The organism is Williamsia sp. Y844 (genome assembly GCF_056786475.1).
The window spans coordinates 452161-474305 of sequence record NZ_JBXCJB010000002.1 but is presented as its reverse complement, the minus strand read 5'-3'; the positions used below and the strand labels follow the sequence as shown (position 1 = coordinate 474305).

The 22145-nt window shown below is 62.2% G+C and carries 20 protein-coding genes; 7 read left to right on the top strand and 13 right to left on the bottom strand.

Going from position 1 to position 22145, the window contains the following annotated elements:
- Positions 1 to 114: 114 nt before the first annotated feature.
- Positions 115 to 618 (top strand): flavin reductase family protein, encoded by a 504-nt coding sequence (locus AC1TQG_RS14505; protein WP_482137978.1) that lies wholly within the window; start codon positions 115 to 117, stop codon positions 616 to 618.
- 61 nt (positions 619 to 679) lie between these two features.
- Here the strand turns inward: AC1TQG_RS14505 and AC1TQG_RS14500 are convergent, their stop codons facing one another.
- Together AC1TQG_RS14500 and AC1TQG_RS14495 are read right to left on the bottom strand one after the other, a co-directional pair.
- Complete coding sequence (locus AC1TQG_RS14500) at positions 680 to 1570, bottom strand: IclR family transcriptional regulator (RefSeq protein ID WP_482137976.1); 891 nt, start codon at positions 1568 to 1570, stop codon at positions 680 to 682.
- 224 nt (positions 1571 to 1794) lie between these two features.
- A complete protein-coding gene (locus AC1TQG_RS14495; RefSeq protein ID WP_482137974.1) occupies positions 1795 to 3264 on the bottom strand; it encodes an MFS transporter in 1470 nt (489 codons plus the stop codon).
- A 356-nt stretch (positions 3265 to 3620) separates the two neighbouring features.
- Here AC1TQG_RS14495 and AC1TQG_RS14490 point away from each other — a divergent pair, with 356 nt between their 5' ends.
- The 3 genes from AC1TQG_RS14490 (at position 3621) to AC1TQG_RS14480 (ending at position 6324) form a co-directional block, all read left to right on the top strand.
- On the top strand, positions 3621 to 4553 hold the full coding sequence (locus AC1TQG_RS14490) for a 3-oxoacyl-ACP reductase (RefSeq protein ID WP_482137972.1): 933 nt from the start codon (positions 3621 to 3623) through the stop codon (positions 4551 to 4553).
- Between the two features lie 96 nt (positions 4554 to 4649).
- Entirely contained in the window at positions 4650 to 5177 is a 528-nt protein-coding gene (locus AC1TQG_RS14485; RefSeq protein ID WP_482137970.1) for a nuclear transport factor 2 family protein, read from the top strand.
- Positions 5178 to 5181: 4 nt separating this feature from the next.
- Entirely contained in the window at positions 5182 to 6324 is a 1143-nt protein-coding gene (locus tag AC1TQG_RS14480) for an NADH:flavin oxidoreductase (protein ID WP_482137968.1), read from the top strand.
- Between the two features lie 57 nt (positions 6325 to 6381).
- Here AC1TQG_RS14480 and AC1TQG_RS14475 read toward each other — a convergent pair whose 3' ends face one another.
- The 9 genes from AC1TQG_RS14475 to AC1TQG_RS14435 form a co-directional block, all read right to left on the bottom strand.
- On the bottom strand, positions 6382 to 7857 hold the full coding sequence (locus AC1TQG_RS14475; protein WP_482137967.1) for an FAD-dependent oxidoreductase: 1476 nt from the start codon (positions 7855 to 7857) through the stop codon (positions 6382 to 6384).
- A 147-nt stretch (positions 7858 to 8004) separates the two neighbouring features.
- Entirely contained in the window at positions 8005 to 8898 is an 894-nt protein-coding gene (locus tag AC1TQG_RS14470; protein ID WP_482137965.1) for a TIGR03619 family F420-dependent LLM class oxidoreductase, read from the bottom strand.
- 10 nt (positions 8899 to 8908) lie between these two features.
- Entirely contained in the window at positions 8909 to 9970 is a 1062-nt protein-coding gene (locus AC1TQG_RS14465) for a DUF1214 domain-containing protein (protein ID WP_482137963.1), read from the bottom strand.
- 39 nt (positions 9971 to 10009) lie between these two features.
- The gene (locus tag AC1TQG_RS14460) at positions 10010 to 11158 is read right to left on the bottom strand and encodes a sulfotransferase family protein (RefSeq protein WP_482137961.1); all 1149 of its coding nucleotides are present in this window, start codon (positions 11156 to 11158) and stop codon (positions 10010 to 10012) included.
- 23 nt (positions 11159 to 11181) lie between these two features.
- Entirely contained in the window at positions 11182 to 11991 is an 810-nt protein-coding gene (locus AC1TQG_RS14455) for an SDR family oxidoreductase (RefSeq protein ID WP_482137959.1), read from the bottom strand.
- The gene (locus tag AC1TQG_RS14450) at positions 11988 to 12365 is read right to left on the bottom strand and encodes a nuclear transport factor 2 family protein (protein WP_482137957.1); all 378 of its coding nucleotides are present in this window, start codon (positions 12363 to 12365) and stop codon (positions 11988 to 11990) included. The genes AC1TQG_RS14455 and AC1TQG_RS14450 overlap by 4 nt, the downstream gene beginning before the upstream one ends.
- 44 nt (positions 12366 to 12409) lie before the next feature.
- Positions 12410 to 14311 (bottom strand): sulfate adenylyltransferase subunit CysN, encoded by a 1902-nt coding sequence (gene cysN, locus AC1TQG_RS14445; RefSeq protein ID WP_482137956.1) that lies wholly within the window; start codon positions 14309 to 14311, stop codon positions 12410 to 12412.
- The gene (gene cysD, locus AC1TQG_RS14440; RefSeq protein ID WP_482137954.1) at positions 14311 to 15228 is read right to left on the bottom strand and encodes a sulfate adenylyltransferase subunit CysD; all 918 of its coding nucleotides are present in this window, start codon (positions 15226 to 15228) and stop codon (positions 14311 to 14313) included. The genes cysN and cysD overlap by 1 nt, the downstream gene beginning before the upstream one ends.
- Entirely contained in the window at positions 15225 to 16013 is a 789-nt protein-coding gene (locus AC1TQG_RS14435; protein WP_482137952.1) for a 3'(2'),5'-bisphosphate nucleotidase CysQ, read from the bottom strand. The genes cysD and AC1TQG_RS14435 overlap by 4 nt, the downstream gene beginning before the upstream one ends.
- Positions 16014 to 16163: 150 nt before the next feature.
- Here AC1TQG_RS14435 and AC1TQG_RS14430 point away from each other — a divergent pair, with 150 nt between their 5' ends.
- The gene (locus AC1TQG_RS14430) at positions 16164 to 16781 is read left to right on the top strand and encodes a TetR/AcrR family transcriptional regulator (RefSeq protein WP_482137950.1); all 618 of its coding nucleotides are present in this window, start codon (positions 16164 to 16166) and stop codon (positions 16779 to 16781) included.
- Here the strand turns inward: AC1TQG_RS14430 and AC1TQG_RS14425 are convergent.
- Both AC1TQG_RS14425 and AC1TQG_RS14420 read right to left on the bottom strand, forming a co-directional pair.
- A complete protein-coding gene (locus tag AC1TQG_RS14425) occupies positions 16770 to 18071 on the bottom strand; it encodes an MFS transporter (RefSeq protein WP_482137949.1) in 1302 nt (433 codons plus the stop codon). The two genes, AC1TQG_RS14430 and AC1TQG_RS14425, sit on opposite strands and share 12 nt — an antisense overlap.
- Positions 18068 to 18709 carry a GntR family transcriptional regulator gene (locus AC1TQG_RS14420; protein ID WP_482137947.1) on the bottom strand — a complete coding sequence of 214 codons (642 nt, stop codon included), beginning with the start codon at positions 18707 to 18709 and terminating at the stop codon, positions 18068 to 18070. The genes AC1TQG_RS14425 and AC1TQG_RS14420 overlap by 4 nt, the downstream gene beginning before the upstream one ends.
- Positions 18710 to 19026: 317 nt before the next feature.
- On the opposite strand from AC1TQG_RS14420, the gene AC1TQG_RS14415 reads away from it, so the two are divergent.
- Positions 19027 to 20454, top strand: a complete 1428-nt coding sequence (locus tag AC1TQG_RS14415; RefSeq protein WP_482137945.1) for an NtaA/DmoA family FMN-dependent monooxygenase — start codon at positions 19027 to 19029, stop codon at positions 20452 to 20454.
- Positions 20455 to 20497: 43 nt separating this feature from the next.
- A complete protein-coding gene (locus AC1TQG_RS14410; protein WP_482137943.1) occupies positions 20498 to 22141 on the top strand; it encodes an ABC transporter substrate-binding protein in 1644 nt (547 codons plus the stop codon).
- The last annotated feature ends 4 nt before the right edge of the window (positions 22142 to 22145 follow it).

Sequence of the window (22145 nt, the reverse complement as noted above, 5' to 3'; positions counted from 1 at the left end):
CCTTCTTCCACTCAGCGAGACGAAGCCACGGGGTGCCAAGAGACCGGCCATACGCTCGGAGTCGTCAGCTGGAGTCGAATCCTCGACCACACAACGGAATCGGAGGTGGATCAGATGTCGATCGAAACGATGTCACAGGCCGAGATGCGAAGCGCACTTGGCCAGTTCGCAAGTGGCGTGACCGTCGTGACGGGCATGGACGACGAGGGCCCGATCGGGTTCGCGTGTCAGTCGTTCGCGTCGGTGTCGCTCGACCCGCCACTGATCCTGTTCTGCGCCGACCACCGCGGACGGTCCTGGCCCCGAATCCGCAACTCCGGACGGTTCAGCATCAACGTGCTGCACGAGGAGCAGACCGACCTCTGTGCGCGGTTCGGCGGTAGCGCCGGCCGCAAATACGAAGAGCTCGAGTGGGAGATGTCGAAGTGGACAACCCCATCCCTGCCGAACGTGCTGATGCGGGTGCACGCCGAGATTCATGACGTCCACACCGCAGGCGATCATGACGTGGTCATCGGCCGCGTGCTCGAGTTCGAGTCGGTGACCGAGGAACGTCCCTTGATCTTCTTCCGGGGCAAGTTCGGGATCGAGGCCCCCTCGACGCTGCTACGCGCCTAGCCTGCCTGCGCTGGATCGGTTGCCGCACCAGAGCCGTTGCTGTACCAGAGTCGTAACTGCACTAGAGCCATTGCTCCGACTCGACCGTCAGAAGCCGGTCGAGCGCCTCAGACGACCAGGTCTTTTCAGGCGCGGCCACGGTCTTGCGAGTGCGTCGCGGACTATCTGCTTCCGGGTACAGGATTTTCGACACCTCTCGGGCAGCGTGCACAACCAGCGGCGCAACCCTTTTGAGCTGTGACGTGCGCGCATCACCGCAGAGCGAGATCGCGGCGACCGGACCGTCGTAGCTGCGGATCGCGACACCGACACACGCCACGTCGCGCACCGACTCCCCGCGTTCGAACGCGAGACCGCTGCCTTGCCTGATGCGGTTGAGTTCTTGATGCAACGTCGGGAGATCGGTGATGGTCCGTTCGGTGCACCGCTTCAGCAGATGCGGGTACAGGGCATCGACTCTCTCCGGGTCCATCCAGGCCAGCATCGCTTTACCGCCGGCCGTGGAATATGCCGGTGCACGGCCTCCGACTCGGGAAGGCAGCATGGCGGCAAATCGTCCGCCGACCTTGTCCAGGTAGACACTCTCGCTGCCGTCGAGCACAGAGAGGTGCACCACCATTCCGGTCTGCATGTGCAGGTCGTGCAACAGCGGTGCTGCCGCTTCACGAAGTTGGGCATGTCCCCCGTCGCCACCACCGAGTCCGATGGCCCGGCGCCCCAGGCTGTAGCCGAACGAGGCATGTTCCACCCAGTTCAAACGGACCAACTGATCCAGGATCCGATGCACCGTGGAGCGTGGCAGCTGCGTGCGGCAGGCGACTTCCTCGAGTGTCAGTCGAGTTGTCGGACCGTCGAACGCGTCGAGGATGAGTGTCATGCGCTCGACCATCGACGGCGGCAGATCGCGCCGTGGGTTTCCTGCAGGGGCGGTTGTAGCCGTGTCAACTGTCATCGGGCCTCCAAACAAACCTGGCCAGTGCTAGGCCTAGGCGACAAAACTGAAATGAATTCTCATTATCGTAGCAGCAGTCCCGGTGACCGGGAGGAAATTGCCGCTCGGGGGTAGTTCGCGATCCTAAGAAAGCATCTTACGGTCACTGCCGGGGACATTGCGCGACGCACAAAGGGCCCGCTCCTCTCGGGAGCGGGCCCTTTATACACAGCAGATATCAGGGGTCAGGCGAGTGCGCCCGAAGCCTTCACCGGCGGCTGCAACTTCGCGCCGGCGTTGCGCAGGAGCAACACACCCATGACGCCGGCGAGAGCTCCGGCCACCGCCAGTGCCAGGAAGGCGTAAACGAAGCCCTTTTCCGGGTACAGCCCGTACGAACCCATGAGGATCAGGCCGGGGATCGCCAGGATGCTGAGCATCACCTGACTGCCTACCGCGCTGCCCATCGAACCGGCGAGGTTGAGCATGCCGCCGCCGATCCCCTGGTCCTCGGCAGGCACCGTGCGCATGATCAGGTTGGGCAACGATGCCGACGCAGAACCGAGGCCCAGGCCCATCACGAACTGGCCGACGAGCAACTGCGGCGTCGTATCGTGCATCACCGCAATGAGTATCGAACCCACCGCGAGGAAGAGCCCGCCGAAGGCCAGCATCGGCGCCGGCCCGAAACGCTTACTGAGGTGCCCACTGACCGGACCGGCGATCATCGATGCGACACCGGTCGGCACGGTGTAGAACGCCACACCCAGAGCGGTCGCGCCGAACCCGTAACCGAGCCCGAGGTCGGCCTTGGTCATGACCATCATCGGGATGAGCATCGAGTGGCTGATCAGAACGAACTGTACAAATGCACTGCCCGCCAACGCCTTTGCAACCGGCGCGTGCAACAGCAGATCCAGATCGATCAGCGGTTCCTCCGGCTTGCGCTCGTAATACAGCCAGCCGGCGAGGATCAGGATGCCGACACCGATGCACAGCAGGGTCTTCGGGGAGGTGTATCCCCAGGCGTTCATCTTGCCAAGGCCGAACAACACCACGAATGCGCCGACGGCGAGGATGGCAGCACCGACCACGTCCAGTCGCGACTTCGTGCGCAGCGTGGATTCAGGCACCAGGATTGCAAACGCGATGCCGGCCACGGCAACGTGGATCAGCTGCGCCCAGAACACCCCGGTGTAACCGAAGTGGTCGATCAGATAGCCACCGATGACCGGGCCAAGAATCGTGCTGGCGCCCATTCCGGTGGCAACAAAACCCACTGCGACCGGAATCATGCTGCGGGGCATGATGTCCCGGATCAATCCGTACGCAAGTACCAGGATCGCCATGCCGACACCCTGCATGCCGCGACCGACGAGGAACAGCGTGAAGTTCGGTGCCACGGCGGCCACCAGCGCGCCGGCACCGAAGATGACGGAACAAACCAGCATCACCCGCTTTTTGCCATAGATATCGCCGAGCTTGCCGACAATCGGCGTGGCAGCACCCAAGAGCAGGGTCACGATCGTGATGACCCAGCCCACCTCCGTCGTGGCGAAGTGTTTGCCGATTTCCGGCAATGCCGGGGTGACGAAGTTGTAGGCGAGCGGGATGACCTCGACAAGCAGGATGATGACCGCCAGCAGTGCCAGCGATTTCTGGCGCGTGAGGGGCGCGCGCTCGGCCTCTCCAGACGAGAGGGGCAGCAGGTTCATATGTGTTCGACTCCGAGTTAGATGGGCAGACAAGCTAGGGAAATGTGACACCCCTCACGTGATGCCGGACACATGATCTCGCTCAGCGAGATACCGTCCCCACCGAGGTTCGGCAGGCAGCCGCCGCGCCCCGCCGCACCGGCTCGCGCCGTCGGCCGACCGGCTCCGCCCGCGACCAAAACGCCAGGTGAGCGGGTCTGCGCATCTTGGGTCGCGGCGATCGCACCGGCAGCAGGTCCGAGCAGTCGAATTCCCTCAGTCCTGCTCAGTGAGACCCCGAAACCCCCTCTCCCGCTTGGCAGAAACTAGAATGAATACTAGTTTTGGCGTGACACGCAATCTATGAGGAGCTCAACATGGTGGAAACACTCGATCTGTCCGGCCGCACAGCCGTCGTCACCGGCGCGGGGGCCGGCCTCGGGCGTGCAGAGGCGCTCGCCCTCGCCGAGGCGGGTGCTGCTGTTGTCGTCAACGACATGGGCGAGAACGCACACGTCGTTGCCGAGGAGATCAAGGCCGCGGGCGGACAGGCAGTGGCTCTGACCGGCGATGTCTCCGACTGGTCGCTCGGTGAGCGTCTCGTCGACACGGCAGTTTCCACATTCGGATCGTTCGACATCCTGGTCAACAACGCGGGGATCGTGCGCGACAAGATGATCTTCAACCTGTCCGAATCCGACTGGGACGACGTGATCCGCGTCCACCTCAAAGGCCACGCCGCCACCTCCCGTGCGGCGGCCGTCCACTGGCGCGCTGCCAGCAAGGCCGCGGGCGCTCCGGTTTTCGGTCGGGTCATCAACACCTCCTCGGAGGCATTCCTGTTCGGAGCGGCCGGTCAGCCCAACTACTCGGCGGCCAAGGCCGGGATCACCGCGCTGACACTCTCGACGGCGCAGGGGCTGTCCCGCTACGGAATCCGCGCGAATGCCATCTGCCCGCGGGCGCGCACCGCGATGACCGCCCAGGCCTTCGGCGAGAACACCGGTACCGCCGAGCTCGATCCGCTCGCACCCGAACGCGTGGCAACGCTGGTCTGCTACCTCGCCTCTCCCGCGTCCGATGAGATCAACGGACAGGTATTCGTGGTCTACGGCAAGATGGTCGCGTTGATGGAAGCGCCCAAGGTGGAGAACCGTTTCGACGCCGCAGGCTCGGCGTTCTCCGTGGAAGAACTCAACGATCAGCTCACCCCGTACTTCTCGGGACGCGGACCGTACGAGACGTACGCCGCCTACAGCGTCGCCGCACTCGAGGAGGTCGCGCTGGCGACCGAGCCGGCAAGCGTCTGAGCCGAGGAACCGTAGTACTTGCGGCCGGTATGCGGCGTTGCCACTGAGCGGGACGGCGATTGACCCTCGCCCGCCACCGGCCGCAAGCTCTAGTTCATGTCGCAGGCTTCTCCCCCACCGCACTCGTTATCGGCTGCCGAAGCTGTTCTGGCCATAGAGGAGATCAAGCGTGTCTTCGCCGCGCGACTCCGATGCATGGACACCAAACAGTGGCACGAGTACGCACCGCTACACACCGACGACGTCGTGAGCGAGACGTGGGGCGGGCTGCCCGAAGACAAGCAACCCCGCACCGGCGACACCGCGAACCGCATTGTCGGCAAGGAGAAGTTGGCCGAGGCGATCCGCAACCTGCTCGACGGACCCGTCAGCGTCACGACCGCCCATCACGGCCACACCCCCGAGATCGAATTGACCTCCGACACCACCGCCCGGGGAATCTGGGCGATGGAAGACATGCTGTGGTGGCACGACGGTGACGAAGAACTCCACCTTCACGGTTACGGCCACTACCACGAGGAATACCGAAAAGTGGACGGACGGTGGCTGATCAGCTACCGAAAACTGACTCGCCTGAGGGTCGACGCGTCACCTCGCTTCTTCCGCTTTATTAAGGGACTCTGAATCCATGACTGACAATCACTCCGCACTTTTCGAGCCGCTGAAGATTCGGTCCCTCGAATTGGCCAACCGGATCGCGATGTCGCCGATGACCCGGTCGTCCTCGCCGGACGGCATTCCCGGACCCGACGTCGCCCGTTACTACACACGTCGCGCGGAGGGTGGCACCGGTCTGATCGTGACCGAGGGCGTTGCCATCGAACACCCCTCTTCGGTGGACAATGCCGATGTGCCGCACATGTACGGCGACGCTGCCCTGGCCGGCTGGAAGACCGTTGTCGACGACGTGCACGCCGCCGGCGGCAAGATCATTCCGCAGCTCTGGCACGTTGGTCCGCTCTGGGGAGCCATGCGCCCCGTCGACCCCGCGATCAAGCAGATGCGTCCCTCCGGGCTGTGGGGCCCTGTCGGCACGACGTCCTACTCAGACGAGTACGTCGCGCGCGCCACGCAAACGACCACGCCGATGACCGAGGAAGACATCGCCGACGTCATCGAGGCCTTTGTGCAAGCCGCGATCAACGCGGCCGAAGCCGGATTCGACGGTATCGCGCTGCACGGCGGACACGGCTACCTGCTCGACTCGTTCGTCTGGCACGGAACCAACACCCGCGACGACGCCTGGGGTGGAGATCTACTCGCCCGCACCCGATTCCCGGTTGAGGTTGTCACGAAGATCCGCGCCGCGATCGGTGACGAGCTTCCCATCTTCTATCGGTTTTCCCAGCACAAACAACAGGACTACACCGCACGGATAGCCGAGACCCCCGACGAGCTCGGAACCGTTCTCGGGGCCCTCGCCGATGCCGGCGTCGATGTGTTCGATGCCAGCAACCGCCGTTTCAATACACCTGCTTTCGACGGCAGTGATCTATCGCTGGCCGGATGGGCCAAGAAGCTCACCGGCGCGCACGCGATGGCCGTCGGCAGCGTCGGTCTCGGAAGTACCCTGCGTGACAGTCGCGAAGACGGAGCTGCCTCCGTCGTCGACAACATCGACGAGGTGGAGAAGCGGATCATCGCCGGCGAGTTCGACCTCATCGCGGTCGGACGCATACAGCTCGCCAACCCGGCGTTGGCGGAGACCCTGCGCTCAGGCGCTCCCCTGACGGCCTTCGACTGGACCGCCCACGGAGGCACTCTGCACTGACGGATCACCGGGATTCACCGACGGTCTTCACAGATCGCCGGTGAATCCCCGGGGCCGTCAGTTGGCCGCGGCAGCGATCCCCGCGCGTCGTCCGAAGAAGCTGCCATCGCCGAGTGAGGCGCCGCTGGCGTAACCACCGGCGCAGACGCCCGCAGTCGAACGACCCGCTGCGTACAGGCCCGGGATCGGCTCACCCGAGACGTGCAGCACCTCGGAGTCGACGCTGGTGCGCAGACCACCCAACGTGAATCCACCTGTCATGCCGCGCAGATCGATCGCCGCGATCGGCGATCCGATCGGCTTGACCCATTCGGCTTTCTTGCCGAACAACGGATCCTCGCCACCGGCCGCATGCCGGTTGTAGAGCTCGACAGTCGACTGCAAAGCGCCTGCGGGCAAACCCATCTCGGCCTCGAGCTCTTCGACCGTCTCCGCGACCCACGTCGGTTGGCGACGCAGCTGCGGGCTCGACGTCGGCCGTGTCAGCGCCTCCTCATATGCAGCCTCGTCGAGGACCAGGTATGCCAGGTTCTGGTTCTCGATGAGTACGGCCTGCCCGACGCGTCCGGGGTAGGTGTCTTCGTTGATGAATCGCTGACCACGTCCGTTGACCAGGATGCCCCGGATGAACAGTTGCGGGTCGCAGAAGAAGGCGACCTCGGTGGCATCCATGTGCGCCAGGTCGGCACCGATCGACTGCGACATGCGGATCGCCCGGCCGTCGTGTTCCTCGATCGAGGCGGCCGGTCGATTGATCAGTCGAGGCGCGAACGACTCGACCATCGTGGTGTTGTAGGCAAAGCTGCCGGTGGCGAGCACCACGCCTTTGCGCGCCCGAACCGCAACGCTGTGGCCGTACTGCTTGGCCTGCACACCGACAACACGTCCCGTCTCGTCGACGATCAAAGCCTGTACGCGCATGTCGTATTCGGCTTTCACACCCAAGTCGGTGGCCTTGTCGGTGAGCGGCTTCATCAACATGTAGCCGCCACCCTTCTCGGCGCTGACGTGTTTGTCTTTCATCTGTGGCACATGGCCGCGGGGCGCCGGTGGGATCGTCGCGTTGAACGGCGCTGCATTCTCACCGCCGGTGTACTGCAGGCCGTCGTCTCCCGGTGGCTCCCAACCGGGTTCGCCCCAGAAGCTCTCCTTGAACGGAACGCCACACTCGTCGACGAGCCAGTGGTAATGATCCACACTGCCTTCGCAGTAGATGTCGATTTTCGCTTCATCGACACCGGGTCCCAACGCGGCTTTCATGAAGGCCTTCATGGCCTCGACGGTGTCGTCGAACCCGCAGGCCTTCTGCAGCGGAGTGCCGCCACCCATGTAGATGAACCCGCCTGCCATGGCCGCGGCACCGCCCCATCCCCCGGTGCGTTCGAGCACCAGAACATCGGCTCCGGCCTGCGCCGCACCCACCGCCGCCGCCGCGCCGGCAACGCCGAAACCGGCGATCACCACATCGGCTTCAAAGGCCCACTGGCTGATGTCTTTTTCGGCGATGGGCTTGATAGACGTGCTGTCGGTCATGTGATGTCTCCTCGTGAAGAATGTTGCAACACCTACGTGTTACTCACTTCTGGGGATTCAGACACGGACGATCCCAGCCAACGGGAGCGATGACCGTCTGACCCGACCCAACCGTCCGATGTGACTGCGCCCGTCCGGCCACCGATTTCACTGGTGGTCTGCAGATGTGGTCTTGTCCATACAGTCGTCGGCAAATCGGCGAACCGCGTCGAGTTTTGCCTGGCGATCGGTCGGGTCGGCATCATAAAGCCGCCACGGCATCACCCGACACCGGGTGACGCCGATGTCGGCGAGAGCCCGGTATCCGTCGATATCGTGGACATCAGTCGGTGAGGCATCGATTTCGAAAGTCACCTCTTCACGACCATATTCGGTACGCAATTCTGTCAGTCGATCGATGGCGACCCGCAGTTTTGCAACGTCGGTGTTGACCGAGATCCATCCATCTGCAAGCCGTGCGGCGCGACGCAGAGCCGGCTCACTGTGCCCACCGACATAGATCGGAACCGGTTGGTCCGGAGCCGGACTCATCATCAAACGATCGAAATCGTAGTGCTTGCCGTGGTACTCGACCCACTCGGGGCCGCGGCCCCCACAGACGGCCTTCAGGATCTCGAGTGCCTCATCGGTGCGGGCTCCACGAGTCCGCATCTCGGTGCCGGTAAACCGGAACTCCTCGGGAATCCACGACAACCCAACACCGAGACCGATCCTGTTGTTCGACATGACCGCCATGGTTGCGACCTGCTTCGCAACCAGCAGTGGCTCCCGCAACGGCAGCTTGAGCACGTTGGTGTAGAAACGCAGCCGCTCGGTGACGGTGGCCATCACCGTCATCGCGATCAAGGGATCAGGCATCGGGGTCTGGCCGGTCCACATGCGTTTGCCGTCCGCGGAATACGGATAGCCAGCCGAGATCGTCTCCGGGTAGAACACCGAGTCCGGCATCGCGATCGCGTCGTAACCGCACTCGTCGGCGACGCGTGCCAACGCCGGGAGATCTTCGGCCGCCATCATCGCCGCGGGTAGTGCCCATCTCACAAGTGTGACCTCACAGCTTCACTACCTTCGATGTCGGGATCGGATGCGAATCGGCCTTGATCCAACGCATGGCCCACGTCCCCTCCGCATGAGAATCGGTGTTGATCCAGTTGCCATAACCGGGGTCTTTCGCCGCCACCACGATGGTCAGCGTGCCGTCGTCGTTCAGTTTTGCGGTGTGGTTGTTGATATAGATGTTCGTCCGGTTGTAGTCGAGGGATTCGACCCAGAAGTTCTGCAGCACAAAGTTGAAGTACTCACAGTTCGGAACCTCGGTCTCGATGACCCACGCCTCGTCCTCGGCGAGCTTCCAGTAACCGTGCAAGTAGAAGATCGTCGGATCGCCACCGGCGTTCTGAAAGGTCTCCTGCCCTCGGTCGAAAATCTCGTTGGGCTCCGGCTGGAACGTACGGGCCCATTCGAGGAAGGTACCCGCCGTGCCCCGGACCATGGCGACCGCCTTGTCGAGGCGCTGCCCCATTTCTACGGTGCTCAGCGGCTCGAAAACGCCGTCGGGGTCCAGGCATTCGATGGCCAGCTCCGCGGGGAATTCGCTACGACGATCCCGATAAGTCTGCCGGACCGAGATGAGGTTGCTGTCCGGTGCCATCGGTAGCCATGCGCCCTCGGCAGGCTTGTCGACGCTGGCAATGAACGAGAACCGGCCGCTCTCATCGACTTCCAGGTCGTGCACATGTAGATCACCGGTTTGCATCATGGTGCCGTCGATATGGTAGCGGTTGACGCGCGATCCGAACGTCACCAGCGGAACCGTGCCGCGGGTGCCGGTGATCCGGTAGCGGTACTTCCCGGATATGTTGGCCCGCATATAGATGTTGTCGGGGTTGTCGGCGCCGATCTTGGTCATCATGTTCGGGTTGGGCGCCGATGTGAACTGAGGCCACCGCGGATCCGTGTACTCAACGCAATTGATTGTCGCGTAGCGCAGCAGCCGGGTCAGGTAGCGTGCGCCCTCGGCCTGCGTGAGCGAATCCTGCGGGACGATCTCGTCGTCGAACATTTTGCCGAGATCGAGCAGGTCTGCGCAGTATTTTTCCCAAACGTCATTCATGAAAGTCCTTTTGTTGTCGAAATGGTCACGGCAGGTGCGTCATACGGTGGTGACCGCAAACTTGGCCTCGACGTCGGCGACGGTCACGCCGAAGTCTTCGAGGGAATACTGATGCATCGGGCGCCGATGATCGGCGAGACTGGCTTGATGCGAGGCGGCGACGGCGGTGCGCGCTTCATCTGTGAACGGCAACGAAAATTGCGTGTAAATGGTCTCGACCGTGCCAATCGGGTCGGCCACGAAGTCCTTGAAGTCCACGTCTATGAACTGTTCCGGGTTGAAGCGAGCTCGAGCACGGTTGAAGTCTGCATTGCCGCGGGCCCACAGATCGAGCTGGGTACGGCCGATTGTCGCCCGGTCGAACGCATCCGACATGTCGTGTTTACCCTGCTCGGCGAGACTGAACGTCGACGCCATCGACGTCTGCGGGTCGCGGAAAGTTCGCACTATCAACGCATCCGGATAGACCTTCATGATCTCATCGATCGCGAAGACGTGACTCGGACTCTTGAGCACCCACCGACGATCGGTGTCGTTCAAGCCGATCAACTGCAGATTCTTCTTGTGCCGTTCATAGGTCGCGGTCCAGTCCTGTTCCGCCAGCCACCGCGAGTAGGACGGCACGTAGGCGACACATTCAAATGAGATCGACAACATCGTCTGTTGTAGCAGTCGCCAGCATTCTTCGACTTCTTCGGCTCCCATGAAGTGCACCTTCATCAGGTCGGCTTCGTTTGCCTGGCGTGCGCGATAGAGGGCGTCTGATCGCATGAAGTCTTTGTTCTGTGCCCACCGGCCATGGGCAGGTCTGGGTTGCGGAGACTCGGCCAACCACATCTCGACGCCTTGATGTGATGGGTCGGCGCTGAGCAGGCGATGAAGCGCTGTGCTACCGGTTCGCGTAATGCCGGAAACGAAGATGGGTCGTTCAACTGCAACATCGGCGTGCTCGGGGTGACGGGCGAATCCCGCCTCACTGATCAGTCGGCCCGAAAGTGCACTGATGATCATCTTGCGTGCAATCAACCGGCCGTGCGGGGTGAGATCGGCCTCGGTCGCGAATGAACCCAGAAGCACCTCCAGACCGGCGCGGTACTCGCCGCCACCGAAGTCGTCGTAGCCGGTGGCGGCGACTGCGCTCTGATGTAGGTCCTCCATCGAACCAATACCGTCGTAATCGTTTGTCATCTGTACTTTCTTGTCTGAGTTGATCAGTGGTGGGTTTGTCCGCAGTTGACGTCCAGGCACTGGCCCGTGATGGCTCGCGCAGACTCAGAGGCCAGGAACACCACTGCGTTCGCGATGTCGCCGGGCTCAGGCAGGCGCCGCAGATCGGTACCCGAGGCCGTTTCGTCGTAGATCTGCTGCGGCGTGACGCCCCGCTTCTGCGCCTGATCCTCGAACATTGCCTGGACCGAGTCCGCCCAGATATATCCCGGAGCAACAGAATTGACACGGACACCCTGCGGCCCCAACTCGACGGACAGACTGCGGGCCAGAGCCAGTAGTCCGGTCTTCATGACCCGGTATGCCCCGAGATCGGGGAATTGGTTTCGGATCACCATCGAGTTGATCATCACCACCGAACCTGTCGACGCGATCAGCGCGGGCGCGAAGGCTTTGGCGAGTTCGAGCGCCGCAAGTAGGTTGATGTCCATACCTGCGCGTAGCGCGCCCATCTCCGCATCAAGCAGTCGCCCGTGCGCAGGCATCACAAACCCGTTGTGTATCAGCACATCAACTCGGCCGTACCTCGACTGGGCCCGCGCGGCCAGCTCGATGATCGACGCGGAGTCGGTCAGGTCGGTCGGTACCGCTTCGGCGTCACCACCGGCGCTGCGAATCTCCTCGGCGATCTCCTCGATCCGTCCAGCGGTCCGTGCGGCGAGCACCACCGCAGCGCCGACTTCGGCACTGCGGAGTGCGATCGCACGGCCCAGACCAGGCCCCACACCCGAAATCACCACGACCTTGTCCTCGAGCAGTTGCGTCGAGCCGGGCAGCGGTGGCGCCACAGTCATGGTTGTCCTGGCGCAGTGACGTGCGCCTGCGGGTCCAGAACGACGCTCAGCGAGGCGATCTTGCCGTGCTCGTCGAACTCGAAGAGATCGGTGGCCAAGAAGTCGGACATGCCCTTACGCTGCACGCAGATCTGCATCGCCGCGTAGCGGCCGGTGACAGTGATCGGCGAGTAGCGGCTCACCGTGAAGTCGACCTTCGCATTCTCGGTGCCAAATCCCCGGATCTCCTCCACGCCGCGGTAGGTCTGCACGCCGAGCGGCTCGTGCTGCACCGCGTCGTCCGCGAAGAGCGACACCAATTGATCCACGTCATGGTTGCCCAGATACTTTACGTACGCCTCGAGTGTCGAACAGATTTCGTCTCTTGTTGGCAAGAAACACTCCTTCCGTGATGGGTGGGTGTACTCGGGAAGCGCATTCAGGCGATCGCGCCGCGGCTGCGCAGATGTTCGATGATCAGCCTGACCGCTTCTTTCGAAGACGTTGTGGTGGTATCGATGTGAAGATCTGGGTTCTCGGGTGCCTCGTACGGCGAGTCGATTCCGGTGAAGTTTTTCAGCTCGCCTCGACGTGCCTTCTTGTAGAGCCCCTTCGGGTCTCGACTCTCGGCGAGTTCCATCGGAGTGTCGATAAAGACTTCGCAGAACTTCTCGGACCCGATGACCTCGCGGGCAGCTTGTCGCTCGGCTCCGAACGGTGAGATGAACGACGCCAATACGATCAGGCCGGCGTCCACCATCAGCCTGGCAACCTCGGTCACCCGCCGGATGTTCTCCACCCTGTCGGCTTCGGTGAACCCGAGGTCACGACCCAGGCCGTGCCGTACGTTGTCGCCATCGAGCAGGTAGGTGTGGCAGCCCAGACCGTACAGCTGCCTTTCGAGTTCGTTGGCGATGGTCGACTTACCCGAGCCGGAGAGCCCGGTAAACCACACCACTTGGGGCTCATGGTTTTTGAGCTTTGATCGTGCCTGTTCGTCGACATCCACGGCTTGCCAGTGAATGTTGTCCGATCGGCGCAGCGAGTGCGCGATCATTCCGGCGCCAACGGTGGTGTTGGTCAGCCGGTCGATCAGGATGAAACCGCCTGTGTCCCGGTTCGCGGTATAGACATCGAACGGAACCGGCCGGTCGAAGCTGATGTTGCACACGCCGATCTCGTTGAGCGCCAAAGTGTTTGTCGCCGTCTGTTCGAGCGTGTTGACGTTCACCTTGTATTTCGGCTTGGTGATGCGCGCCTGCACCGTCATCGTCCCGATCTGGCACAGGTACGGACGTTCGGGCAACATCGCGTCTTCGCCCATCCACACCACGTGCGCCTCGAACTGGTCTGCCAGACCCGGCAGCGCGTCCACCGCCGCCAGCACATCGCCGCGGCTGATGTCGATCTCATCGTCGAGTGTGATCGTCACGGACTCCCCCGCGATTGCTTCGTCGAGGTCGGCTCCCATCGTGACGATGCGTGCCACAGCCGATTCCTTCCCGCTCGGAAGAACTCTGAGGCGATCGCCGGGGCGTACCGTGCCCCCGACGATCAGCCCCGAGAATCCCCGAAAGTCCAAGTCGGGTCGATTGACCCACTGGACGGGCATACGAAATGGGCTCTGGTGGAGCTTGTTGGAGATCTCCACGGTCTCGAGGTGTTCGATCAGTGTGGGCCCCTGATACCACGGTGTGTTTGCGCTGCGTTCGGTGAGATTGTCGCCGTGGTAGGCCGACAGCGGGATCGCGACGACGTCCTCGAGACCTATCTCCGCGGCAAACGCCCGGTAGTCTTTGGTGATCTTGTCGAAGACGTCCTGCGAATAGTCCACGAGATCAAGCTTGTTGACAGCGAGCACCACGTGGCGGATGCCGAGCAACGACACCAGATAAGAGTGCCGACGTGTCTGGGTGAGCACGCCTTTGCGGGCATCGATGAGAATCACAGCAAGATCTGCGGTCGAGGCACCGGTGACCATGTTCCGGGTGTACTGCTCGTGGCCGGGGGTATCGGCGACGACGAACTTGCGGCGCTCGGTGTTGAAATACCGGTAGGCGACGTCAATCGTGATGCCTTGCTCGCGTTCGGCGGCCAAGCCGTCGACCAGGAGCGCGAAGTCGAGTCCCTCACCCTGGGTGCCGACCTTTTTGGAATCGGCCTCCAATGCCGAAAGCTGGTCTTCGAAAACCAGTTTGGACTCGTAGAGCAACCGGCCAATCAGCGTGCTCTTGCCGTCGTCGACACTGCCGCAGGTGATGAACCGAAGCATCGACTTGTTGGCGTGACGCTCGAGATACTGCTCGATGTCGTCGGCGATCAGTGCAGATGGGTGGGTCATCAGAAGTAACCTTCCTGCTTCTTCTTCTCCATTGAGGCGCTGCTGTCGTGATCGATCACGCGGCCCTGGCGCTCGGAGGTGGTGGTCAGGAGCATCTCCTGGATGATGTCTGTCAGCGACGTGGCAGTCGACTCGACCGCACCGGTGAGCGGGTAGCAACCGAGGGTCCGGAAACGCACGCTCTTGAGTTCGGGAACTTCACCGGGTCGCAACGGCATCCGGTCGTCATCGACCATGATCAGCGTGCCGTCGCGTTCGACGACGGGACGCTTGTCGGCGAAGTAGAGCGGCACGATGGGAATGTTCTCCTGCCGGATGTACTCCCAGACATCGAGTTCGGTCCAGTTCGACAGCGGGAACACGCGCAGGCTCTCGCCAGGGGATTTGCGGACGTTGTACATGTGCCACAGCTCGGGCCGCTGCTGCTTGGGATCCCACCGGTGCTCGGCCGATCGGATCGAAAAGACTCTTTCCTTGGCGCGGGACTTCTCCTCGTCGCGCCGGGCTCCACCGAAAGCGGCGTCGAACTTGTGAAGATCGAGCGCCTGCTTGAGCCCTTCGGTCTTCCACATGTCGGTGTGGGTCGCAGAGCCGTGCGTGAACGGGTTGATCCCCTTCTCGACGCACTCCGGATTCTTGTGGACGATCAGATCGAAATCACCTGTGGCAGCGGACTCGTCGCGCAGCTTGTACATTTCCCGGAACTTCCAGGTGGTGTCCACGTGAAGCAACGGGAACGGTAGCCGCGACGGGTAAAATGCCTTGCGTGCGAGATGTAGCATAACCGCGCTGTCCTTGCCGACCGAATACAGCATCACCGGGTTTTCGCTCTCGGCAACGGCTTCGCGCATGATGTGGATACTCTCGGCCTCGAGCCGTTCGAGGTGAGTCAGTGTACGGGTTAATGTTTGGGTCATTTCAGTAGCTCCAATGCAATGCCGGCGAGTTCGGCCCGGCAGATCAGCAGATCGGGCAGCCAAGGATTTTCCTGGTTGTAGACGAGTTCGGACCCGTCGATACGTGAAACGTGAAGTCCGGCAGCGTGCGCGACGGCAACGGGGGCCGCAGAATCCCACTCGTACTGCCCGCCGGCATGGGCATAGACATCTGCGTCACCGCGCACCACCGCCATCGCCTTCGCTCCGGCCGACCCCATCTCGATGAGCTCGGCGTCAAGGCCCGCGGCCATCGTCATGACCGGCTCAGGCCTGCGTGTGCGACTGACGACAACCCGTGGGCGGCGGGGAATTGCCTGTGTCGCGACCGCCACATCGCGTGTCGAATACGTCGTTCCCAGGGCCGGCATCGCCACAGCGCCGACAGTCAACCGACCGTGCTCGACGAGCGCGACGTGAACGGCCCAGTCTGTGCGCCCTGATTCTCCGAACTCGCGGGTGCCGTCGAGGGGGTCGACGATCCACACCCGCTCGGCGGTCAGGCGACGCTTGTCGTCGACCCCTTCCTCGGACAGGACCGAGTCGCCAGGGAATCTCCGGGTGATCGCATCGACAAGGAACTCGTGGCTACGCCGGTCCCCTTCGTCCCGGATCTGACTTGGATCGCGAGTCGCGATATCGAGATCCTGTCGAATCTCGACGAGTAGTTGGCCTGCCGCAGTGGCGAACTCGACCGCTGCAAGCTGGTCTTCGCCATCGGCTATCGCCGACGGTGGGTTTGGCTCACTCGTTGTGGCGTGGGTCATAGATCGAACCGTAACACGAGAATGAACACTGTTCAATCCTAGTTCGAACATTGTTCATTCTTTGCTTCGGAACGCCTGCGGACGCGCGCATCAGGGTCTGCCTCAACGGCACTCAATTGAAAAGTGCTTGGAAGCGACTACGGTTGGCCGGTGGGTGAAACGGAGAAAAAGTCGATCTACGGCGACGCCGAAGCCAGGCGACGCCGGACTCTGGATGCGGCCGCAGCCCTGTTGGACGAGGGCGGATACACGGCACTGACCATTCGGTCTGTGGCAAAACGGTCAGGGACCAGCACCGGCCTGATCTACCAGTATTTCGTGGACAAGCCAGACATCTTCGTCGCGCTGCTGAGCGAGAGCCAGGTCGAATCGCGGATATTCGTGGCCGCCCTCCCCCGCGACCAGGGAGTCGCGGCGCTGCTCGCGAGCATCATTCCCGAAGCCGCGCGACAGTGGGCCAGGGTGGGCCGCTTCGCCGGGACGTGGCGAGACATCGAAGGTGACGATCACACCGAACGCGAGTCGATCCGTGAGGTCCGCAAGACGGCGCAGCAGTACAACGACGCGCTCTACAGCGCACTCCGGGAGGCGGCATCAATCGAGGGCCTACACCTGAAAGACGATCCGGCACTGCTGCCGTTTGTACTCTCCGGCCTGCGGGGCGTGGCAGACACCATCGTCAACAGTTGGGCTCCCGATCTCGATCCGACCGAGTTCACTCGTTTCGCCGCGGCTTCGATGGCCCAGGCGATCACGTCACTCGACTGACAACCGATTATCGCCGCGCTGGTCGGTACCGGACGGCCCCCAGGTCACTGTGGTTGCCGGAGGCAGATGCTTTCGATATCCGACCATCACGATCAGCGTCGACGCCACGGCGAGAACCGTCAGAACCATCAGCAACACAACGGTCGTGAAGGGAGGTGTCAGTGCGGCAAGGATCGTTGGCATCAGAAAACCGGTGTACGACAATGCATAAAAGACACCCGTCAACTTCGCCAGATCTTCCGGTGGCGCGATCCGCTGCACTTCCAGCAGACCCGAGACCAGCCCGATCCCGAAGCCGACGCCGAATATCACGCTCACGAGAATCCCCACAACAGGGGAATTCATCTCGACCGCAACGATCATCACCACCAGACCGACAATCATCGTGGTCAGAGAAACAACGATGCCACGCGCGCTGGATGCCGAATCGATCCGCTTCGCGATCGGCTGGATGAGTGCACCCGATCCCAGCGCGACCACGCTCATCGCGGTTGCGTATGCCAAACCCATTCCCCCGGTAGCACCTTCGAGAAGAACAGGGAGATAGCCGTACGACAGACCACAGGCGATGAACAGCCACGGCCCGCAGATCGCCACCACCCGGATGAAGCGCCGGTGCCGGGCCGAGGGCACCCCGAACCTGGTCCGAAGGTCGCCATGCCCGTCGGTGCGTTCGATCGTCTCCGGCGCCTTCCTGATCAACCACACGAACGGAGCGATCACCGCGATATGGATCAGGTACGGAAGGACCTCGGGCAACGGCCCCCATTGCGCGAGACTTCCTGCGATCAACGCACCCAGACCAGAACCCAGGGTGAAGGCAAGTGACGCACGCCGCGCCCCCGAACCCCGGTCCGCCGCTGGGTCATACGGGGCTTGCGACAGCTCCTTGAGCCAGCTGGTTCCGACAGCCATCGCCGTCCCCACCGACATTCCGGCCAGCAAACGACCGACATATATTGCGGATGCACCGAATTCACCGGCGCCGAGGAGAAGACTGGCAATCAGCCCGAACCACACGCCGGCGAACATCAACGGCCGTCGACCGAATTTGTCAGACAACGCTCCCGCGATCAGCAGAGCCGGCACCAATCCCAGGACGTAGATTCCCAGGAAGAACGTCACCGTTGCCGACGAGTAGTGCTCGACGTTCTTGTACAACAACAGCATCGGGCTGAATTGGTTACCCGACCACGCGCAGACGAACAGCGCCCCGAACACGAGTGTCCATTCCCGGCGTTGACGTCCCTCAGATGCCGCGGCCACTTTCCGATCGAGGTAAAGACTCACAGGGCACCCTGATAACGCTTCATGTGGGCATCGAGTGCGGCGGCGAACCCTGCCCGATCGCCATCGGTGAAACATTCGAACAATCGGCGGTGGTCGCCGTAGGCCGAAGCGAGGTTCCCGATCTCCACCCGCAATAGCAGGTTGCGCAATCGTTGCTGCCGATCCCGCAGTATTTCGTAAAAGTGCTGTGCCACCGCATTTCCTGAAGCCTCGACCATCAATGCGTGGAACTCGTCGTCGAGTTCGACGAAGCCCGACACGTCGCCGCCATCAACACAGCGCGCTTGATCGTCGAGATTTCGCGACAACAGGTCCGCAATCCGCGACGGCGGACCACCTGCGGCGAATACCTGTGCTGCCGAGGCAGATTCGATGCCCACCCGCATGGCGAGTACGTCGGTCACCTCCGACGGAGTCATCGGCCGCACGATCGCACCCCGTCGGGACGCCAGTTCCAACAACCGCTCCGAGCCCAGCCGCAGAAAGGCTTCATGCACCGGCGTCCGGCTGATCCCGAGCTCGGCACCGATCGCGGCCTCACTCACGAGCTGGCCGCCGGCCAATCCCCCGGTGATGATCTGGGACTTCGTGTAGGTGTACGCGCGTTCGGCCGCCAACGGACCGGTGACAACAGACATGACACAAGTATGCCACCTTGCATGCAAGCTTGCATGCAAGGTGACCGGAGCCACCCCACTCGCGTCACCCGATGCAGGCATCCCCGTTTCCGCCTTTAAATCATCTAGGTCGAAAGAGTATGAGACAACATGGATCTCGGCCTACGGTGTCCCTTGCACACCTGCTCGTGACCAGAGAAGGACCTTCCCCCCATGCCCACGACTTTGCTGACGCGACCGCCCTGGGTCGCCACGTTCACGATGAACGCGACACCCCACACCAACCGAGGTGTGTGGCGTCGTTCGTCCGCGTGGCAGCACCGCAGGTTGAGCGCGTAATGGGCGTACCCAACAAGAAGCGGCTCATCCTCAACCTGTTCGAGATGAACTGCGTCAGCCATATAACTCATGGTCTCTGGCGGCTTCCCGACAACAATCGGCTCCGGTTCAACGACATCGAATACTGGATCGAGCTGGCCGAACTCCTCGAGAGTGGCGGATTCGACGCAGTCTTCCTCGCCGATGTCGTCGGAACCTACGACACGTTTCGTGGATCCGCCGAAACCGCTATCAAGCAGGGACTTCAGATTCCCAACAATGACCCGTCCGTTGTCGTCCCGGCGATGGCTGCGGTGACCAAGCACCTGGGTTTCGGCATCACTTTCTCTACGACATACGAGCCGCCGTTCGCCTGGGCTCGTCGTGTTTCCACTCTTGATCACCTGACAAAGGGCAGGGTCGGCTGGAACATCGTGACCTCCTACCTTCCCAATGCCGCACGCAATCACGGACTCGCAGGTGAGGTCGAACACGACACCCGCTACGAACAGGCGCACGAGTACCTTGATGTGCTCTACAAGCTGTGGGAAGGCAGCTGGGATGACGATGCGATCATCGCCGATCGGGACAACAACGTCTTCGCAGACGCCGGGAAGATCCGCCCGATCGACCATGTCGGAAAGTACTACTCGGTTGAGGGGCCGCATCTGCCCAGCCCGAGCCGCCAGCGCACGCCGGTGCTGTTCAGCGCGACCCAATCCGATGCCGGGATGGCCTTTGCCGGCAAGCACTCTGAGGTCGTGTTCACCGGCGGTGGTACCGCCGATCAGATCAAGACCCTGGTGAGCAAACTCAAGGACGCAGCCGTCGCCGCCGGTCGCGAACGTGGCGACCTGAAAGTCATCGCCACTGCCGGTGTCATCGTTGCCACGACCGAACAAGAGGCGCGCGCCAAGGCCGAGTTGTACCAAGAGCTATCTGATCGTGACGGATACCTCGCGCACGCCGGATTGCCCTGGGATCCAACCACTTTTCCCGCGGAGGAAAAGCTGGCAGGCCTCGATCAGGGACGGTCCAAGCGCCATGGCGCGGTGGACGCGGAGACCACCGTTGGTGAGTTCCTCGCCGGCTTCGGCGACATCTCCCGCCATCCCCTGTTCGTTGTGGGGACGCCGGACCAGGCCGCAGACGCCATCGAGAGTTGGCTCGACGACCTCGACCTGGACGGCATCAACCTACTCCAGTACCACACCTATGACACGGCAAAGGACTTCATCGACCTCGTCGTTCCGGTCCTGCGGGCACGCGGCCGTCTGCGCACCACCTACGACGAGCGTGAGTCGTTGCGCGACAGGATCTTTGGTCGCGGAGATCGCCTACCTGAGAACCACTTCGCAACCCGCTACCGCGGTGGCAATCACCTGCCAAACCGAGTAGGGATTTCCGACCCCGAACCGCAGACATCCGAACCGCAACTCACCTCTTGAAAGTTCCTTCCGCACCACAAGACAGCTCCAAGAAAGCACGGTCATGAAAGTACTCTCCCGATCACGATTCGCGATCGCCACTGCCGGCGCCCTGGTTGCGAGCCTCGCACTCGCTGCCTGTGCCGGCGGCGGCGACTCCAGCGGATCGGACGGTTCAGGCACCCCGGTCCAGGGCGGAACGATCACCTACGCGCACGTCCAGGAGCCACCGTGCATCTTCGGCGGTTGGATCCAACAGGCCTACATCTCGCGGCAGGTACTTGACGCGCTCGTGACCGTGGACGAGGACGACGCGATCAAACCGTGGCTCGCGACCTCCTGGGAGGTCTCCCCCGATGGCCTCACCTACACCTTCACCCTCAAAGACAATGTGAAGTTCACCGACAACACGCCGCTCGATGCGGCCGCGGTGGCCTACAACTTCGAACAGTTCGAGAACGGCGGCCTCAACCCGACGGCCAAGGTTTCGATCGATCCGTACTACGAATCGGCCGAAGCAATTGACCCGACGCACTTGGCAATTCATCTCAACCAGCCCTACCCCGAATTCCTCCGGCTCATCGGCCAGGGCTACTTCGGCATCCAGTCGCCGACCGCACTCAAGACCCAGAGCACGCAAGAGAATTGCGAAAAACCAATCGGCTCGGGAGCTTTCACTGTCGATTCGTGGAAGAAGGGGCAAGAGGTGATCTTCAAGCGCAACCCCGCCTACACTTCGTGGCCTGCCACCGCGAAGCATGAGGGGCCCGCTTACGTCGACCAGGTCAACTGGAAGTTCGTGCCCGACGGCACATCGCGATACGCGTCTCTGACGACCGGGCAAACGGACGTGGCATACGAAATCCCGACGGTGAATTGGAAGGATGCACAATCGAAGTTCAAGAACACGATTCGCTACATCACTCCCGGCAAACCCAACTCGTTCGCCATCAACACCGAACAGGGCCCCTTTACCGACAAGCTCGTCCGCCAAGCCTTCGCCTATGCAGCGGACCGCAAGTCAGCGGTCGAGGCGGGCTTCCACGGCGTGCTTCCCTATGAGCCCAACCCGGCGGTATCGCAGTCGACACCAGGCTATCTCGAAGGCGACCCCTACCCGTACAACCCTGACAAGGCCGCCGCACTGCTCGCCCAGGCGGGATGGACAAAGGGCACCAACGGCATCTACACCAAGGACGGTAAGCCGCTCGAGGTGAACGTCGTCTACGGGGCCGGTTCCATCATCACCCAAGAGGGCGCGACCGTACTCCAGGCACTGCAGGAACAGTGGAAGAACGCAGGCTTCGACGTGAAGCTGACCCCGGTCACGCTGGCCGAACTCTTCGGCGGCGAATTCAGCGGACCGGATGCCTATGACGCGAGCCCGGGCTACTGGACGAGTCCGAGTCCGGCGATCCTCTGGATCGTCTGGCGCCAGAACGAAGAAAACAACCCCAACGGCAACAACAAATCGTTCTACAACAACGCCGAATTGACCGCCCTGATCAATCAGGCAAATACCAACGCGGACACCGCAGCCGGCTTCGATGAATACAAGCAGGCGCAGAAGAACATCCAAGATGAGGCCGCCGGAGTCGGTCTGTACACCCAGAACACATTGATCGCGGTCTCCAACGGACTCCACGATTTCTGGGTCGAGAAGACCCAGGGCGAGCCCGTGTTCGCCGATGCGTACTTCACGAAGTGAGTGA

Excerpts from the sequence above, each read along its gene's own strand:
- AC1TQG_RS14410 (WP_482137943.1), top strand. The coding sequence starts at position 20,498 with ATGAAAGTACTCTCCCGATCACGATTCGCGATCGCCACTGCCGGCGCC.
- cysN (WP_482137956.1), bottom strand. The coding sequence starts at position 14,311 with ATGACCCACCCATCTGCACTGATCGCCGACGACATCGAGCAGTATCTC.
- AC1TQG_RS14480 (WP_482137968.1), top strand. The coding sequence starts at position 5,182 with ATGACTGACAATCACTCCGCACTTTTCGAGCCGCTGAAGATTCGGTCC.
- AC1TQG_RS14455 (WP_482137959.1), bottom strand. The coding sequence starts at position 11,991 with ATGACTGTGGCGCCACCGCTGCCCGGCTCGACGCAACTGCTCGAGGAC.
- AC1TQG_RS14505 (WP_482137978.1), top strand. The coding sequence starts at position 115 with ATGTCGATCGAAACGATGTCACAGGCCGAGATGCGAAGCGCACTTGGC.
- cysD (WP_482137954.1), bottom strand. The coding sequence starts at position 15,228 with ATGACCCAAACATTAACCCGTACACTGACTCACCTCGAACGGCTCGAG.
- AC1TQG_RS14460 (WP_482137961.1), bottom strand. The coding sequence starts at position 11,158 with ATGACAAACGATTACGACGGTATTGGTTCGATGGAGGACCTACATCAG.
- AC1TQG_RS14415 (WP_482137945.1), top strand. The coding sequence starts at position 19,027 with ATGGGCGTACCCAACAAGAAGCGGCTCATCCTCAACCTGTTCGAGATG.
- AC1TQG_RS14490 (WP_482137972.1), top strand. The coding sequence starts at position 3,621 with ATGGTGGAAACACTCGATCTGTCCGGCCGCACAGCCGTCGTCACCGGC.
- AC1TQG_RS14475 (WP_482137967.1), bottom strand. The coding sequence starts at position 7,857 with ATGACCGACAGCACGTCTATCAAGCCCATCGCCGAAAAAGACATCAGC.
- AC1TQG_RS14500 (WP_482137976.1), bottom strand. The coding sequence starts at position 1,570 with ATGACAGTTGACACGGCTACAACCGCCCCTGCAGGAAACCCACGGCGC.
- AC1TQG_RS14435 (WP_482137952.1), bottom strand. The coding sequence starts at position 16,013 with ATGACCCACGCCACAACGAGTGAGCCAAACCCACCGTCGGCGATAGCC.
- AC1TQG_RS14465 (WP_482137963.1), bottom strand. The coding sequence starts at position 9,970 with ATGAATGACGTTTGGGAAAAATACTGCGCAGACCTGCTCGATCTCGGC.
- AC1TQG_RS14495 (WP_482137974.1), bottom strand. The coding sequence starts at position 3,264 with ATGAACCTGCTGCCCCTCTCGTCTGGAGAGGCCGAGCGCGCGCCCCTC.
- AC1TQG_RS14485 (WP_482137970.1), top strand. The coding sequence starts at position 4,650 with ATGTCGCAGGCTTCTCCCCCACCGCACTCGTTATCGGCTGCCGAAGCT.
- AC1TQG_RS14420 (WP_482137947.1), bottom strand. The coding sequence starts at position 18,709 with ATGTCTGTTGTCACCGGTCCGTTGGCGGCCGAACGCGCGTACACCTAC.